This window comes from Amycolatopsis japonica, assembly GCF_000732925.1.
GTDB lineage: Bacteria > Actinomycetota > Actinomycetes > Mycobacteriales > Pseudonocardiaceae > Amycolatopsis > Amycolatopsis japonica.
Genome location: NZ_CP008953.1, coordinates 6,126,338 through 6,142,479 on the forward strand (window position 1 = coordinate 6,126,338; position 16,142 = coordinate 6,142,479).

Annotated in this window: 15 protein-coding genes; 8 read left to right on the forward strand and 7 right to left on the reverse strand. The window is 67.7% G+C overall.

Annotation, left to right across the window (positions count from 1 at the left end):
• Window positions 1–26: 26 nt before the first annotated feature.
• Window positions 27–770 (reverse strand): AraC family transcriptional regulator, encoded by a 744-nt coding sequence (locus AJAP_RS28375; protein WP_038516934.1) that lies wholly within the window; start codon window positions 768–770, stop codon window positions 27–29.
• A 54-nt stretch (window positions 771–824) separates the two neighbouring features.
• Here AJAP_RS28375 and AJAP_RS28380 point away from each other — a divergent pair, with 54 nt between their 5' ends.
• From AJAP_RS28380 to AJAP_RS28390, 3 genes are all read left to right on the forward strand, one after another.
• A complete protein-coding gene (locus AJAP_RS28380; protein ID WP_038516936.1) occupies window positions 825–2,000 on the forward strand; it encodes an MFS transporter in 1,176 nt (391 codons plus the stop codon).
• 88 nt (window positions 2,001–2,088) lie between these two features.
• Window positions 2,089–3,399, forward strand: coding sequence for a lipase family protein (locus tag AJAP_RS28385; protein WP_038516938.1), 1,311 nt, complete (start codon window positions 2,089–2,091; stop codon window positions 3,397–3,399).
• 87 nt (window positions 3,400–3,486) lie between these two features.
• Entirely contained in the window at window positions 3,487–4,131 is a 645-nt protein-coding gene (locus tag AJAP_RS28390) for a TetR/AcrR family transcriptional regulator (protein ID WP_228694611.1), read from the forward strand.
• On the opposite strand, the gene AJAP_RS28395 is transcribed toward AJAP_RS28390, so the two are convergent.
• From AJAP_RS28395 to AJAP_RS28405, 3 genes are read right to left on the reverse strand one after another with little or no spacing between them, the layout of a single operon-like run.
• Window positions 4,128–4,976: an SDR family NAD(P)-dependent oxidoreductase gene (locus AJAP_RS28395; RefSeq protein WP_038516943.1), complete on the reverse strand. Its 849-nt coding sequence runs from the start codon at window positions 4,974–4,976 to the stop codon at window positions 4,128–4,130. The two genes, AJAP_RS28390 and AJAP_RS28395, sit on opposite strands and share 4 nt — an antisense overlap.
• Complete coding sequence (locus tag AJAP_RS28400) at window positions 4,973–5,872, reverse strand: alpha/beta fold hydrolase (protein WP_038516946.1); 900 nt, start codon at window positions 5,870–5,872, stop codon at window positions 4,973–4,975. The genes AJAP_RS28395 and AJAP_RS28400 overlap by 4 nt, the downstream gene beginning before the upstream one ends.
• Window positions 5,869–7,362, reverse strand: coding sequence for a flavin-containing monooxygenase (locus AJAP_RS28405; protein WP_038516948.1), 1,494 nt, complete (start codon window positions 7,360–7,362; stop codon window positions 5,869–5,871). The genes AJAP_RS28400 and AJAP_RS28405 overlap by 4 nt, the downstream gene beginning before the upstream one ends.
• Window positions 7,363–7,451: 89 nt before the next feature.
• On the opposite strand from AJAP_RS28405, the gene AJAP_RS28410 reads away from it, so the two are divergent.
• A complete protein-coding gene (locus AJAP_RS28410; RefSeq protein WP_038516950.1) occupies window positions 7,452–8,696 on the forward strand; it encodes a PucR family transcriptional regulator in 1,245 nt (414 codons plus the stop codon).
• A gap of 4 nt (window positions 8,697–8,700) precedes the next feature.
• Here AJAP_RS28410 and AJAP_RS28415 read toward each other — a convergent pair whose 3' ends face one another.
• Together AJAP_RS28415 and AJAP_RS28420 are read right to left on the reverse strand one after the other, a co-directional pair.
• Window positions 8,701–11,334 (reverse strand): caspase family protein, encoded by a 2,634-nt coding sequence (locus AJAP_RS28415; RefSeq protein ID WP_228694613.1) that lies wholly within the window; start codon window positions 11,332–11,334, stop codon window positions 8,701–8,703.
• Complete coding sequence (locus tag AJAP_RS28420; protein ID WP_038516952.1) at window positions 11,331–11,663, reverse strand: effector-associated constant component EACC1; 333 nt, start codon at window positions 11,661–11,663, stop codon at window positions 11,331–11,333. Before AJAP_RS28420 ends, AJAP_RS28415 begins: the two co-directional genes overlap by 4 nt.
• Window positions 11,664–11,777: 114 nt before the next feature.
• On the opposite strand from AJAP_RS28420, the gene AJAP_RS28425 reads away from it, so the two are divergent.
• From AJAP_RS28425 to AJAP_RS28440, 4 genes are all read left to right on the forward strand, one after another.
• Window positions 11,778–12,557 carry an isocitrate lyase/PEP mutase family protein gene (locus AJAP_RS28425; RefSeq protein ID WP_038516954.1) on the forward strand — a complete coding sequence of 260 codons (780 nt, stop codon included), beginning with the start codon at window positions 11,778–11,780 and terminating at the stop codon, window positions 12,555–12,557.
• Between the two features lie 34 nt (window positions 12,558–12,591).
• Entirely contained in the window at window positions 12,592–13,206 is a 615-nt protein-coding gene (locus AJAP_RS28430) for a DUF2238 domain-containing protein (protein ID WP_038516957.1), read from the forward strand.
• 42 nt (window positions 13,207–13,248) lie between these two features.
• On the forward strand, window positions 13,249–14,646 hold the full coding sequence (locus AJAP_RS28435) for an amino acid permease (RefSeq protein ID WP_038516959.1): 1,398 nt from the start codon (window positions 13,249–13,251) through the stop codon (window positions 14,644–14,646).
• A 314-nt stretch (window positions 14,647–14,960) separates the two neighbouring features.
• Complete coding sequence (locus AJAP_RS28440; protein ID WP_038516961.1) at window positions 14,961–15,695, forward strand: hypothetical protein; 735 nt, start codon at window positions 14,961–14,963, stop codon at window positions 15,693–15,695.
• A 52-nt stretch (window positions 15,696–15,747) separates the two neighbouring features.
• On the opposite strand, the gene AJAP_RS28445 is transcribed toward AJAP_RS28440, so the two are convergent.
• A complete protein-coding gene (locus tag AJAP_RS28445) occupies window positions 15,748–16,101 on the reverse strand; it encodes a YybH family protein (RefSeq protein ID WP_038516963.1) in 354 nt (117 codons plus the stop codon).
• Window positions 16,102–16,142: the final 41 nt, after the last annotated feature.

The following is a 16,142-nucleotide window of genomic DNA, read 5'->3' on the forward strand; positions in this document are numbered from 1 at the left end:
ATTGTGGACCGGCCCCGCTTTCGCGTTCACCGGTCGTAGTGCGTGCCCGGCGTGTGCCCGAAGGCGCGGCGGAAGACGTCGATGAACGCGCTGGTGGACGACCAGCCGCAGGCATGCGCCACCGCGGTCACCGAAGTGTCCTCGGCGAGGAGGACCAAAGCACGGTAGAGCCTCAATTGCGTGCGCCACTGCGGGAACGTCATGCCGAGATCGGCTTTGAAGAGCCGGGCCAGCGTGCGGTCACTGGCCCCGACCCGGGTGCCGAGGGCGGCCAGCGTCCGGTTGTCGGCCGGATCGGCGCTGAGGATCTCGCACAGTGCGCGCAGCCGCGGGTCGTCGGGCGTCGGCAGGTGCAGGGGTTGCTGCGGCGAAGCGCGCAGCTGATCGAGCAGGACCGCGCGCAGACGGCGGCGTTCCGGGGTGTCGTCGCGCGGCGGATCGGTGTACGCGCGGATGAGTTCACGCAGGAGCGGGCCGACGGCCAGCACGCTCGGTTCGTTCAGCCGCAACGGGTTCACCGTGGCGGGTAGACCGACCAGCCGGAGTTCGAGGTCGCCGTGTGCCTGATGGGCGTGCACGGTCCCGGCGGGCACCCAGATCGCCCTCGTGGCCGGGGCGACCCAGGAACCCTTGTCGGTCGTGATGGCCAGGACGCCACGGGCGGCGTAGACGACTTGGTGCTCGTCGTGGCGGTGCGCGTCGACGATCGTGCCGGAGGCCAGGGACCGGACCTGGGTCGGCGCCGCGGGGAGGTGGCGGATTTCCGTCATCGTTTGTCATTTTATCGGAAGCGCGACACCGGCGCCCGCGACGAGCATGACGGGATGCCGAAGATCAAAGCGATCGCCCTGCTCTCGGCCGGGCACGCGTGTGTGGATGTGTATCAAGGTTCGGTCGCCGCGCTGGTGCCGTTCTTCGCGGCCGAACGTGCCTACGGATACGCGGCGGTGTCGGGCATCGTGCTCGCCGCGTCGCTGCTGTCGTCGGTGGCGCAGCCGTTGTTCGGCGCGCTGACCGATCGCTGGGCGATGCCGTGGCTGCTGCCGTCGGCCACCCTCCTCGGCGGCCTCGGGATCGGACTCGGCGGGCTGGTCGACTCGTACGCGCTGACGCTCGTTTTCGTCGCCCTGTCGGGAATCGGCGTGGCCGCCTACCACCCGGAGGCCGCACGGGTCGCGAGGATCGCGGGCGGCGGCGGGCATACCGCCATGGGCTGGTTCTCCCTCGGCGGGAACATCGGGTTCGCCGCCGCGCCCGTCCTCGTCGCCGCGGTCATGGCGCTGGGCGGGCTCCGGATGTCGCCACTGCTCGTCGTTCCCGCACTGGCCGGCTCCGTGCTCTGCCTGCCCGTACTGCGCGCCCTCACGCGAAAGGCCGGCAGCGGCGACTCGCGGTCGGACGCCGTCGGCGTCGACGACTGGAGGTCGTTCGCGAAACTGTCGGCGGCGGTCGTCTGCCGCTCGATCGTGTTCGTCGGGCTGAGCACGTTCGTCTCCCTCTACGCCCAGCAGCGGACCGGCGGCGGCACGACAACGGGCAGCGCCGCCTTGTTCGTGCTCTATGTCGGCGGCGCCGTGGGCACCCTCCTGGGAAGCAGGCTGGCCGGACGCCGGGGCCGGGTCGCCGTGATCCGCTGGTCGTACCTGGCCACCGTCGGCGCGGTCGCGGGAGTCGTGTTCGTGCCGGGCCCGGCCTTCTTCGCCTTCGTCCTGCTGGCCGCGGTGAGCCTGTACATCCCCTTCTCGTTGCAGATAACCCTCTCCCAGGACTACCTCCCCACGCGGGTCGGCACCGCCAGCGGCGTCACCCTCGGCCTGACGGTCAGCATCGGCGGTCTCGCGAGTCCCGTCATCGGAACGGTCGCCGACCACACTTCTCTGCAGACGGCCTTGATTCCGTTGATCGCGTTGCCGCTTTTGTGCTGGATCACAACCCGCACCCTGTCCGAGCCGTGCTCCGTCCAAACAGGAGCGGGAGAAAGGTCAATGTCGCGACAATAAATGGTGTACGACCCTGTACATCATCGGTTACCGGCTGGTAGGTTCCGGGAATCCAAACGTGATCCACTTCATGATTCAAAGGGGAGTCATGACCCGAAAGCCCGCTCGTCTGCTGGCCGTCGCGATCGCCCTCATCGTCGGTTTCGCCGCCGCGCCCGCCGCCTCCGCCGCCCCCGCCACCGATCCGTTCTACAGTTACGACGGCAGCGAACCGTTGTCTTCGTACAGCCCCGGGACCGTGCTGAAGACCCGGACGCTCAATTACCACGTCCTCGGCATTTCCACGCCGCTCAAGGTGACCCAGTTGCTCTACCGGTCCACCGACGCGCAGGGGAAGCCGTCCGCCAACGTCACCTCGGTGCTGCGCAGCCTCACCGGCGACAGCACCAAAGCCGTTTCGTACCAATCGTTCTACGATTCACTGAATCCCGAGCACGGCCCGTCGAGGGCGATCGCCGGCGACGTCTCGCTCGGCGGCCTGATCGCCAACGCGGAGTCGCTGTTCATCGCGCCCGCGCTGCTGCTGGGCTACAACGTCGTCATCCCCGACACCGAAGGCCAGAAGGCGAACTTCGCCGCCGGGCCGGAATACGGGACGAACACGCTCGATTCCATCCGCGCCGCGACGAGGTCGCCGGGGACGGGAATGAACGACAAGACCCGGTTCGGGCTCATCGGCTATTCGGGCGGCGCCATCGCGACCGGCTGGGCGGCCGCGCTCGCACCGGATTACGCGCCCGAGGTCAACAAGAACCTCGTCGGTTTCACCGAAGGCGGAGTGCTCGTCAAACCGTCGCACAATCTCAAATACGTCAACGGCAGTGTCGCGTGGACCGGTGTCATCCCGATGGCGCTCATCGGCGTCTCACGGTCTTTCGACATCGATCTCAAGCCGTACGCGAATTCGTACGGGCTCCAGGTGCTCAAGGACATGGAGAAGGCGTCGATCGTCGACGCGCTCGGCCGTTATCCCGGGCTGACGTGGGAGAAATTCGTCAAACCCGAGTACACGAACCCGAACAAGGTGCTGCCGTACGTCGAGGCCGTGAACAAGATCAACCTCGGTTCCGCGCCGACACCGACCGTGCCCGGTTACATCGCGCAGGGCAACAACGGTGTCGTGGAAGGCACTTTCGGCAACCCGCCGGGGATCGGGACCGGTGACGGCGTGATGGTCGCCGGTGACGTGCGCTCGCTCGCCCGGCAGTACTGCGACACCGGCAACAAGTCGATCAAGTACGACCAGTACGACCTGCTGAGCCACGTCGGGGCGGCCGTCGCCTGGGCGCCGCAGGCCATCGGCTGGCTCAACGACCGGTTCGCGGGCAAGACCGCGCCGTCCAGCTGCGGGAAGATCGCGCCCGGCAATTCCCTCGCCCCGGAGGTGCCGGTCAGCTGACCGCTCGGTCCGTGAAGGCCTCCTTGAGGGACTCTGGGTCCCTTAAGGAGGCCTTCACGGATTTCGGGGACCGGTACGGTGCCGCACGTGACCGAGCACCGCAAGCTGCCGAAGGGGCCGCACAACCTCAGCCGCGACGAGGTCGCCGGAACCCAGCGGGCCCGGCTGATCGACGCGGTTCTGGAGAACACCGGCAAACGCGGCTACGTCGCCACCACCGTCGGCCACATCACCGCCACGGCGGGCGTGTCACGGACCTCGTTCTACGAGCAGTTCACCGGCAAACAGGACGCGTTCCTCGCCGCCTATCGCGAGATCACCACCGAGTTCATCACGCAGGGCGTCGCCGCGGGCGCCGAGGCAGCCACTCCGCTGGACGCCGTCGCCGTCTGCTGCGATTTCCTCGTCGACTACGTGCATCGGCGTCCCACCGCGGTCCGCGCCGCGCTGCTGGAGATCTACGCGCTCGGCGACGCGGGGCTCGAAGCACGCGAGAAGACCTTGCGTGCCGGTGAGGCCGTCTTCGACCGGACGGCGGAATGGTTGCGCGCCACCGATCCCACGCTGCCGTCACCGCCGCCGTTCACCGCGCGGACGGTCGTCGCCGCCACCATCGAGCTGATCACGCAGGCCATCTGGATCGGCACTTCGGACGCCTACGGCCAGGCACGCGAAGCCGTCCGCTACACCTGGCTGCTCGGCCTGTTCGGGCACCGGAGCGTCGAGGGCTAACGGGCGAGGCGCCGCCGTTCGAAGTCGACGATCAGTTTCGGATACCGCCGCGGGAGCAACCGGACGAGCCGGTCGACCAGTTTCGCGTCGTTTCCGACGAGCACCCGCGGTTTCCCCGCCTCGACGCCGTCGACGATGATGCGGGCGGCCTGATCCGCAGGCATCTTCAGCAGCTTTTCGTTGTACACGCGGACGCGTTCCCGCTGTTCGGCGGTGGGCTCGATGCCGCGCGCCTCGGCTTCCTTCAGTGCCGCCGAGGCGATGCCGGTCTTGACGCCGCCCGGGTGGACGACCGTGACCCGGACCGGATGCCTGCCCGCGATCATCTCGGTGCGCAGCGCCTCGGTGAACCCGCGGACGCCGAACTTGCTGGCGCAGTAGGCGCTGAGCGTCGGCTGGGCCATGAAACCGTTGAGGCTGGAGATGTTCACGACCTGGCCGTCACCGGATTCGATCAGATGCGGCAGGAAGGCCTTGGTGCCGTTGATGACGCCGAAGAGGTTGACCGCGAGCGTGCGGTCGTACAGTTCCCATTCGGCGTCGAGCACGGTCTGCCCGCCACCCGCGATCCCCGCGTTGTTGTAGATCTGGTGCACCACACCGAATTGCCCGGCGACGGTGGTCGCGTACTCCTGCACGGCCGCCCGGTCGCTGACGTCCAGTGCGGCGCCCTGCACTTCCGCGCCGAGGGCCTTGACCTCGGCGACGGTCTCGGCCAGCCCGCTTTCGTCCACATCGGACACCGCGAGCCGCGCTCCGCGCCGGGCGAGTTCGAGCGCCAGCTGACGGCCGATGCCGGAACCGGCGCCGGTGACGACGGCGACCTTGCCGCGAACGCTGCTCATCGGGTTTCTCCTGCCGGATCGAGGGCCACTTCGGCGGTGAGCTCGACGAGCCGGTCGACGAGACCCGGGGCGATGTGATGCCCCATCCCCGGGATTTCGACGTAGCGGGAGCCGTTGATGGCCTTGGCGGTCGCGCGACCGCCGCTGTGGTGGACCATCCGGTCGGTGTCGCCGTGGATCACGACCGTCGGGCAGCTGATGCGGGCGAGTTCGGCGCCGCGGTCGCCGCTGGCCTGGATCGCGCCGATCTGGCGGGCGATACCGCTGCGAGCACGCCGTCCCCCGGCGCGCTCCCACAGTCCTTCGGCCCAGGCCGCTTCGACGTCCTTGTCCAGCGGGAACGTGGCCGAACCGAGGTGCCCCATCAGCGACAGGTGCCCCACCACGGATTCTTCGACCGTCCGGGCGGGCCGCCTCGCCATGCGCACCAACGTCGACTTCGCGGGCTGCCCGACGCGGCGATGTCCGGTGGTGGAGAAGATCGACGTCAGCGACAGGACGCGGCCGGGGTTCCGGGCGGCGACGGTCTGGGCGATCATGCCGCCCATCGACATGCCGACCAAATGCGTCTTCTCGATGCCCAAGTGGTCCAGCAGGCCGACGGTGTCCGCCGCCATGTCGCCGAGGTCGTACGCGCCGGGCAGCGGTTTGGCCAGCAGTTGCCGGAGTTTGCCCGGATTCGGCGCCTTGATGCGATCCGAACGGCCCGCGTCCCGGTTGTCGAACCGGACGACCCTGAAGCCGCGGCGGGTGAAACCGTCGATCATTTCCCGCGGCCACGACGTGAGGTCCAGGCCGAGGCCGGCGATCAGCACCAGCGGCACCCCGTCGGCCGGGCCGTCCTCGCGGTAGCAGAGCCGCGGGCCGCCGGGGAGGTCGGCGAAGCTGTCGGTCACGAGCCCACCGCCTCACGGACCTTGGCACGGGAGAAGTGCAGCTCGGGATCGGTGATGTCGTCCGCACGCAGCAGTTTGATGTCCGAGTGGTAGCTCATCGAAGTCAGCCACGGCATGCGGTCACCCTGACGCGGGAGCTGGTCGAGAGCGCGCTGCACGTATCCCGCGGCGAAGTCCAGGAACGGCTTCGTCGGCATGTCCGGATCGGCGAGGACGGGACGGCAGACGTCGTAGCCGTGGGTGTCCATATGCGCCAGCAGGCGGCAGAAGTGCTCGCACAGCAGGCCGATCTTGAGCGTCCACGACGAGTTCGTGTAGCCGATCGCGAAGGCGGCGTTCGGCACGTCGGAGAGCATCATTCCCTTGTACGCGACGGTTTCCGGCAGGATCACCGGTTTCCCGTCGACGCTGAGCTTCGCCCCGCCGAACACCTGGAGGTTCAGGCCGGTGGCGGTGACGATGATGTCCGCCTCCAGCTCGCGCCCGGATTCGAGCAGGATGCCCTTCTCGGTGAACGTCTTGATCTTGTCGGTGACGACGTCGGCCTGCCCCTTGCGGATCGCGGCGAACAGGTCGCCGCCGGGCACCGCGCACAGCCGCTGGTCCCACGGGTCGTACGGCGGGTTGAAATGCTCGTCGACCGGATAGTCCTTGGGAAGCTGCTTCTTGTTGACATACCGGATGAGGCCGCGGGCGGTCTTCGGGAACTTCTGGCAGAACTGCCAGACCGCGAGTCCCTTGCGGATGTTCTTGCGGCGGGTGAGCGCGTACGCCCGCTCGTCGCCGAGGATCTTGCGCAGGCCGTTCGCGATCTTGTCCTCGCGCGGCACCGGCATCACGTACGTCGGGGTGCGCTGCAGCATCGTCACGTGCGCCGCGGTGCCCGCCATCGCCGGGATCAGGGTGACCGCGGTGGCGCCGCTGCCGATCACGACGACGCGTTTGCCCGCGTAGTCGAGGTCCTCCGGCCAGTGCTGCGGGTGCACGATCGTGCCGGCGAAGCGGTCGCGGCCTTCGAAGCGCGGGGTGAAGCCCTCGTCGTAGCGGTAGTAGCCGCCCGCGTTGAACAGCCAGCCCGCGCTGAGCCGGGTGCGCTCGCCGGTGTCGGTCCGCTCGATCTCCAGCAGCCAGCGCGCCTCGTCACTCGACCAGGCGGCCGAGAGCAGCTTGTGGTGGTAGCGGATGCTGGGCTCGATGCCGTTCTCGGCGATCGTCTCGCGCAGGTAGGACAGGATCCGGGGCGCGTCGGCGATCGACTGCTTGTCCCGCCATGGCTTGAACTCGTAGCCGAAGGTGTGGAGGTCGGAGTCGGAGCGGATACCCGGGTAGCGGAACAGGTCCCAGGTGCCGCCGGACGTGCCGCGGGCCTCCAGGATGGCGAACGTCTTGCCCGGGTTCTCGGTCTTCAGGTAGCGCGCGGCCCCGATCCCGGAAATCCCGGCACCGATGATGACCACGTCGAGGTGCTCGACGGGTGTGCTCGTCGTCATGCGGTACTCCAGCCTCGTCTCGGTTCTCTCCACGATGCGGGGCGGACGTGGAGTTGCGCTAGCGCTATCTGCACCATCATGCTGCACTCATGGTGCAAAGTGCCGCATCGCCGTGGCCGATCCTGTCGCCCGAGGCCCGTGACCTCTTCCGGCAGGGCGCGGAAATCGTGCTGCATCCGCGCGCCGAATGGATCGAGGAGCTGCACGAAGCCTCCCTCGGCGGCGACAGCATGCGCGCGGTCGCCGAGGACCCCGTGCTCACCGAGGGGACCAAACGCGCCAATCTGGCGAATCTGCTGCACTGGGCGGCCGCCAACGTGCAGCATCCCGGCAAACGCGTCTCCGCCAACCTGAACCAGGAGGTGCTCGACGGCGCCCGCGACATGGTGCGCCGCGGCTTCGACTCCGGCGGCCTCGACGCCTACCGGCGGGCGCAAGGAGTGGCCTGGCGCCGGTGGATCGAGATCTGTTTCGACCTCACGTCGGATCCGGTCCTGCTCCGCGAACTGCTCGACGTCTCGTCGCTGTCCATCACCACGTTCATCGAGGACACCGTCGCCGCGGTGTCGGAACGCATGGCCGCCGAACGCACGGAACTGACCCGCGGCGCCCACGCCGAACGGCGGGCGACGGTCACGCTGCTGCTGGAAGGCGCGCCCATCAGCCGCTCGCGCGCCGAAGCCCAGCTCGGCTACCCGCTCGCCGGTCCGCATACGGCCGCGATCGTCTGGAGCGGCTCGGTCACCCCGTCGTCGCAGCAGCTCGAAACCGCCGCGGAAACGCTCATGCGCGCCAGCGGCGCCTCACACCGGCTGACCGTCGTCGCGAGCGCCGCCGCGTTGTGGGTCTGGCTGCCCGGCCGGACGCCGCCGCGCACGGACCGGCTCGCCGAGGACCTCGCGCCGCATCCCGACGTCCGGGTCGCCCTCGGGCGGCCGGGCAGCGGGATCGACGGCTTCCGCCGCAGCCATCTGGACGCCGCCGCCACCCAGCGGATGCTCGCCCGGCTCACCTCGCCGCAGCAGATCGCGCGGTACCAGGACATCCAGCTGCTCGTGCTGCTCACCGGTGATCCGGCGCAGGCGGGCGAGTTCATCGCGGACACCCTCGGCGAACTCCGGCACGCCGACGCCGAGACCCGGGAGACCGTGCGGACCTACGTGCACGAATTGGGCAACACGACGCGGACCGCGGAACGGCTCTACACGCACCGCAACACCGTCGTCCGGCGGCTGGCGCGGGCCGACGAACTGCTCCCCCGGCCGTTGGCGGAGAACGCGGTGGACGTCGCCGTGGCGCTGGAAACGTTGCGGTGGCTGGGAAGCGGGGCTTGAGCCGTCAGTCCTTACCACGTTTTCCGAAGAGGGAACGACGGCTGGCATATTCGGCGAGCCCGATCTGCCGCAGAATTCCATCGGTCGCCCCGACCCTGTCGTAGGTCTCCTTCACCCACGCCGCTACAGCCGCAAGCACCACGGGACGCCCCTCGATGCGGAGCGCGTGGACGAAGCTCGCGAGATCGTTCGCGGATCGCCCGGCCAATGCCTTGTGCAGCAAAAGCCTTCCAACCATCTCTTCGTCCTCGTCGAAGAGGAAGGTCACCTCTTGCGCAATGGCCGGAAATCCACGACCGGGTTCCGCGACCTCCGACAGAAGGGCGTCGACATAGTACTTTCCGTTAGAGGCGGGTAAGAGTCCCTTGATGAGTTCCGCCAGCCTGGTCACCGGCTGCCCCAAAAGAAGGCCGAGCGTCGATTCTCGCGATCTGGAGGGGTTTTCAGCCATTTCGCACTCGACTGACAAGAATTTGGCGGGGCCGGATCGGACGGTCAAGAACATCAGATGCTTCGCGTCCGCCGCGGACAGCCCGTTCAGCAAGGTCACGAGTCCCGGGCCGTCGCCCGTTTCGACGATACTCGCAAGCATCTGCTCCTTGGCCTGTTCATCGAGACCTTGGAAGATGACCGGAACCATCTCGTTCCCCGTCGTGAACTTCGTCATGACCCGGTCTGCGAACTCCCTCGCGATGGCCGGATGCACAGCCGCCAGTATCTTCATCAACTGCGCCACATCATGCTGCTCACGTTCGCTCGACACACGCAGGACTCGCTGCCGGTCGCCCGTTGAACACAGCCTGAGAAGGTCGACGACCGTACGCGGCGGCGCCTGAGCCGCCGTCCCTTCCAGCAATTCCTTCGCGAGGACCGGCCAGCCCTCGTCACGAAGCGCCGCGATGATCTCCTGAATGGATCGAGCGGACCTGCTCACCATCCCCCGCAAGCAGAATCGGTGTGCCGCGTCGTCGAGTTCACGTGCCCTCAACTCGGCCACGAGAGTGATCACATCGGCGTTCGACAAGACTTCAGCCGCTCGGCTCAAGACGCGTTCAGCGAGGCCTTCCTGACCGACACTCCAGAAGGCGAGTGCGACCTCGAGAACCTCCCGGCTCACCGTTGTCCTGTCGATGATCGCTTGCGCCAGCCGGTCACCATCAGCCGTCCGGCCCGCCTCGATCATCGCGTGGCAGAGTTGGGCCGCGACCTCGGGTGGCCGCGACGCCACCGCTTCCGCGGAAGCCGCGTACAAACCGAAAGCCGTCTCTTCCCGGCCCACTGACCGCAGCTCGTCGGCCAGCGCGAGTACCGCCGACGCGGGCAGCTTGGTCACGGTGCGTTCGATCAAGCTGTCGACCTCATCGCGAAGTCCGGCGACCCAAAGTGCGTTGACCAGATCGATCAAAGACGAAGAGGCCTGTGCGGAGTCGAGTGCCGCGTCAAGCAGCTCCACGAGGTCTCCCGCGCGACCGTGTTCCTGCAGCAGATGCGCCAAAGCGGCCGCGTCACCGACCGCACCGTGTCCGGCCTCGCGGATCAGAAGGCTCGCCTCGCTCGGTAGATCTGTGTCGTGCAAGGCGTTCACGATCCGCAGAACGTCATCGGGCTCGCGCCGCCCGGCCGTCGCGAGCACGTTCACCACATCAGTGGTCGCTCCTGAGCGACGAAGCAACCCGACGATCGCCGCGACCTCTTGATCCGGCCGCGTCGCGGCGCAAGCGGCAAGGACCTGCTGAGCGAGTTCGTCCTGCCGGCGCGCTCGCAATTCCTGTACCACGGCGTACATGTCGACAGGGCGGTGCCTCAACGAGGCTTCGAAACCCTTCGGCATCTGCGGAAGCACCCGCTGCTCGACCCGCGGCCGTTCCACCGGCGCGCGCTGGCCGATGCCCCACCGATTACGCACGAGCGCGATCGCTCTGCCGTCGTTGCGGCTGCGTTGCTGCGGCACGGGGAAGTGCCGGGCTTGCAGATCCGCCTTCATGTGATGGAAGAGTGTTTCCATGTCGAGAAGGGCGGGACCGTCGGGCAGCCCACGCGTCAGCTTGTCGACGAGCGCGCCGGTGAACGCGGTGTAACGCTCACCTGGCGGCGCCAGTGCCTTGCGTGTCTCGGCTGTTGCGGTCATCAGGTAGGTGCCGTCCACTCTGGCCTGATCCGCCAGATCGTCTACCGAACCGCCCATGCCTCCTTGAAGGGCTCGGCCGCTGTAACAGCAGTCGAGCAGCACGACTTTGCCGTAACAGGACAACGCGGTCCCGACAACTTCGCGGCGGATGTCGTCGTAACGCACCGCCCGGTACAGCCGATCGTTGTCGGCTCCCGGCAACGCCAGGTACAACTCGAGCCTGTTGTCCAGCAAGCCGTGTCCCGCGTAGTAGAACAGCAACGCGTCAGTGGCTTCCGAAGCGGCCTGGTGGACGACATCAAGCACCTCGTCGGGAGACGCTGGATTGAGCAGGGCGACACAATGCTCCGCAGGCAGTCCCCACAATTCCGGGTCGGTCATAGCCTCGTGCAACGTCGCGATGTTGTTCTCGACGCCAGGCAGACCTTCGAGTGTCGTGTACTCCGAGACACCGACCAGGACGGCCCTCGACTTTCGCGGATCGGGAAGCTGCGCCTGGTGCACCGTCACTCGCCATCTCCCGGCCGGTTGAATGGCAGATCCAGGTTCCGGAGCATGGCCCGCTGTTCCGCGGTCAACTCACCCTCGATCGTGATGGTGAACGGCGGTGTTTCCTTGCGGGAGCGAAGAAAGTTTCCCCAAGCGATGCCCAGGTTCGCCAATCCGGTCAGGGATCCGATGGACATGCAGATGACCTCGAAGACCCCCATCTCCCCCGTGTCCCGCGACCCCGCGAGGTTGATCGTCGCGGACCGCGCCACGTCGACGTCGTCGCGGAGCCAGCTGTAGAACTCGGTCAGCGCTTGTTCGTCGCCGGCGGCGTTGATCGTCAGCTCCACGGGGCCTCCCTCGAACGTGCTTCGCCTACCAGTCGCGACCTCGGCCCAGGGCGTAACAGGTTTGGCGCACTCATCTCCTCGTCGTGATCCGGGTGCAACCTCTAGATTGGAGGCATGGTTTCCACCGCCGAGAAGGCCACGCGGCTGCAGGAGTTGCACGCCGCCCCCGAACTGCTGCTCGTCGTCAACGTCTGGGACGCGATCACCGCGAAGGTCGTCGCCGAAACCCCCGGTACACAGGCGCTCGCCACGCCGAGCCACGGTATCGCCGCCGCCCGCGGCTATCCCGACGGCGAGGTGATCCCCCGCGACGAGATGATCTCCGAGGTCGCCCTGGTCGTCCGGGTGGCGGGCGATCTGCCGGTCACCGCCGACCTGGAAGCGGGTTACGGCGACCCGGGCGGCACGGTCGCCCGCGCGATCGAGGTCGGCGCGGTCGGCTGCAACCTCGAAGACCAGATGAAACCGCTGGCCGAGTCCGTCAAGGCCGTCGAGGCCGCGGTCGCCGCCGCCCAGTCCGCCGGGGTCGACTTCGTCCTCAACGCCCGCACCGACGCCTTCCTCCGGGCGGGCGACCGTGACCCCGAGGAGGTGCTTGCCGACGCGATCGCCCGTGGCCGCGCGTATCTGGACGCGGGCGCGTCGAACGTCTTCGTGCCCGGCAAGCTCGACGAGAGCCAGGTCGGCAGGCTGGTCGAGGCGCTGGGCGAGCGCAAGGTGAACCTGATCGGCGTCCCGGGTTCGATCCCGCTGGCCACCGCGCAGAAGCTCGGCGTCTCCCGCGTGTCCTACGGGCCGTTCAGCCAGAACGTCGCGCTCACCGCGCTGGCGAAGCTCACCGAGGACGTCTACGCCGGCGGCGGTCTGCCCGCCGACATGCGCAAGCTGAACTGAGCGGGCCGGAGTCGGTCGAAGTAGGGTCCCTTCCATGGTGCGCGGTGTCGGCCGGACGGAAGGGACCCTGCTGGCAGGCGCGGTGCTCGCGGCACTCGTGGCGACCGGCGTCCAGGCGAAATCCCCCGGCACGTGGCTGTTGGAAGTCGTCTGGGTGCTGATCGGGTTGCCGCTGGTGGTGGCACTGCGCAAACGCTTTCCCTTGACCCGTTTGCTGTGCTGGCTGCTGGTGCTGCACGCGTTCGTGCTGTGTTACGGCGGTCAGTACACCTACGCCGAGACGCCGGCCGGAGAGTGGTTCCAGGCCTGGATGGGCACTCAGCGGAACAACTACGACCGGTTCGCCCACTTCGTCCAGGGTTTCGTCCCCGCGGTCGCCGTCCGCGAGGTGCTGCTGCGACGGACGCCACTGCGCCCCGGCGGCTGGGTCGCGTTCCTGACCGTCTGTGTCTGCCTGTCGATCGCCGCCGGCTTCGAATTCGTGGAGTGGTCCAGCGCACTCCTCGCCGGTTCGGGCGCGGACGACTTCCTGGGCACCCAAGGGGATGTCTGGGACACCCAGTGGGACATGTTCCTCTGCCTGTGCGGCGCGGTGGTGTCCTTGCTGGTCTGGCGCAGGGTGCACGACCGGCAGCTCGACGGGCGATAGCCGGGCCCGGGGGCTTCCGAGGCGGCAGATACGGTCGTCGTCATGAATTTGCGAGCCGCGGCGGTGCGGCGTAAACCGGTCGCCGACCTGATCACCGAGGGTGATCACGGCACGCTGAAGCGTTCCCTCGGCCTCGGGCAGCTGACCATGCTCAGCATCGGCGCGACGCTGGGCAGCGGGATCTTCGTCGTACTCGGTGAAGCGGTTCCCGTCGCGGGCCCCGCGGTCGTGCTGTCGTTCGTGCTGGCCGGTGTCACCGCGCTGTTCTCGGCGCTCTCCTACGCCGAGCTGGCCGGGATGATCCCGGTGTCCGGTTCGTCCTACTCCTACGCGTACGCCACGCTCGGCGAACTGGTCGCTTGGGTCTGCGGCTGGTGTCTGGTGCTCGAGTACGGCGTCTCGGTGGCGTCGGTCGCCGTCGGCTGGGGGCAGTACCTCAACGAACTGCTGCGCCTGACGTTCGGTTTCGCCATCCCCGACGCGTTGAGCCAGCCGCCGGGGTCGGGCGGGATCGTCAACGTCCCGGCCATCGTCGTCGTGCTGCTCGCCATGTTCCTGTTGTTGTCGGGTGCGAAGGAGAGCGCGCGGGCCAACGCGATCATGGTCGTGATCAAGGTCGGCACGCTGGTGCTGTTCTGCGCGATCGCGTTCTCGGCGGTGCGGGCGGCGAACTTCACCCCGTTCCTGCCGCTCGGCCTGGCCGGGCTGAGCGCGGGCGCCGCGAAACTCTTCTTCTCCTACATCGGTTTCGACGCCGCGTCCACGGCGGGCGAGGAGGCGAAGAACCCGCAGCGCGACCTGCCTCGGGCGATCCTGCTCTCGCTCGCCATCGTCACCGTGCTGTACTGCCTGGTCGCCGTGGCCGCGGTCGGCGCGTTGCCGTGGCAGGAGTTCGACGGCCAGGAGGCCGCGCTCTCGCATGTGCTCGGCGTCGTGGCGGACAACCCGTTGTGGGCCGGGCTGCTCGCGGTCGGCGCGATCGTGGCGATCTCCAGTGTGGTGCTGACCGTCCTCTACGGACAGACGCGCATCCTGTTCTCCATGTCGCGTGACGGCCTGGTGCCCGCCGCGCTGTCCAAAGTGGATCCCAAAAGCGGCACGCCCCGGATCAACACCCTCGTGGTCTCCGGTTTCGTCGCGGCGCTGGCCGCGTTCATCCCGCTCGGGAAGCTGGCCGACGCCACCAGCATCGGCACGCTCTTCGCCTTCGGGCTGGTGAACGTCGCCGTCCTGCTGCTGCGACGGCGACAGCCGGAGGCACCGCGCTCGTTCCGGGTGCCGTTCTCCCCCGTCACGCCGATCCTCGGGGTGCTGTGCTGCGGCTACATGATGCTCAGCCTCGACGGCGCCACCTGGATCGTCTTCGCCGGTTGGATGGCGCTCGGCCTGCTGATCTACTTCGGTTACAGCATGCGCCGATCCCGGCTGGCCGCGGAATAGCCCGTTCGCCGCCATAATTCCTAGCCTGTCCAGCCGCAGTACGGGCCGGATCATTGAAGTTACGGTGATCGATAGGGGACACTTCCGTCCGACCACGGAAAACCCTACCGTGAACCGAGGAATTCATGCGCCGAAATCGCATTACCGTGCTGACCGCGTGCCTCGTCCTGTCCCTCTCCCCATTCCCCGTGTCCGCCGCCGCGCAAGAGACGGCGGCCCCCTTCTGTTATGAAGAACCCGTCCAGCCGAAAGCCGATGTAAGTGACATAAAGGCCGGTTTCCAGTCCACGAAGTGGCTTCAGACGATCCAGGCCGTGTACAAGCGGCGCTGGCCCAGCGGCGAAGGCCTCGCGATCGCCCAGGCCAAGGACAAGTACTTCAGCCAGTTCGTGAACAAGACCAGTTTCAACGCGCTCGCCGAGTCCCTGATGGTGGCGATCCACGAAGAGACCCACATGTGGGATCTGGATCCTTCGAGAACCTCTTGGGACGTCTATGTCTCCGCCTGGATCGACGCTTCCCGCAAGGCGATGAAGGTCCCGATCCACGGCGGATTCCCGCGCCGCGAAATACTCCCGCTGATCACGGACGATCTCACGCGGTCGATGGACGACATCTACCTGCGCGACCAGCAGCAGGGGTCCTACCGGATCCAAGGTGTCATCGCGGAACTCAACGCCGGGCTCATGGGATTGCCCGCGGCGACCGTCGTCGCCGAGTACATCCAAGGAGTGGGCGCGAGCAATTCCCGCGACATCGCGGCCACGAACATGCGCTACCTCCAGCTGTACCTGCGCGTCGCCAAGACGAAGCATCCCGATTACTGGGCCAAGATCAAGGCACAGCCCGAATTACGCGAATTCGTGCTCATCGAGTTCCTTCGGACGGCCTACTGGCTGGATCAATCCGCGCCCCATGCCGCCAGACTCGGCAGTGCGGACGTGGCCAAGATCGTCGCCAAGAACTACGCCCCCGAGAACATCGCGATCATCGAGGAGTTCACCGGCGCCAAGGTGAACACCGGCACGGCCAGGAACTGCACGGTCTGACGCCGCACCCGGCTCGCCGGTGACGGGGCCCGTCACCGGCGAGCCGCCGGCGTCACGGCACGAACACCGGCTGGTCCAGCGCCCACAGCCAGGAGCCGTCCGGCTGACGGCGGGCGACCTCGACGGTCATCTCACCGGTGGTCAGCGTGGACGCGGTGAGCGCGAGGTCCCCGCTCACCAGCGCCGGGTGCTGCCTGCCCGGCAGGAGTTCCGGCGCGGCCGCGACGAACTCCTCGTACACCTTGCGGATCTCCGCGTGGCCGGTCGCGACGTTGCCCGGCGGGAACGCCAGCACCGCGTCCGGTTCGTACAACGCCACCAGCCCGTCGACATCGCCCGCGTTGCCTCGTTCGATGAAGAATCTGCCCAGATCGTTCGGCTCGGTGGCCGCAGTCCTGCTTGTCATGGGGATGAGCTTCGCAGCGAATACACGACATCCTGTGTCGT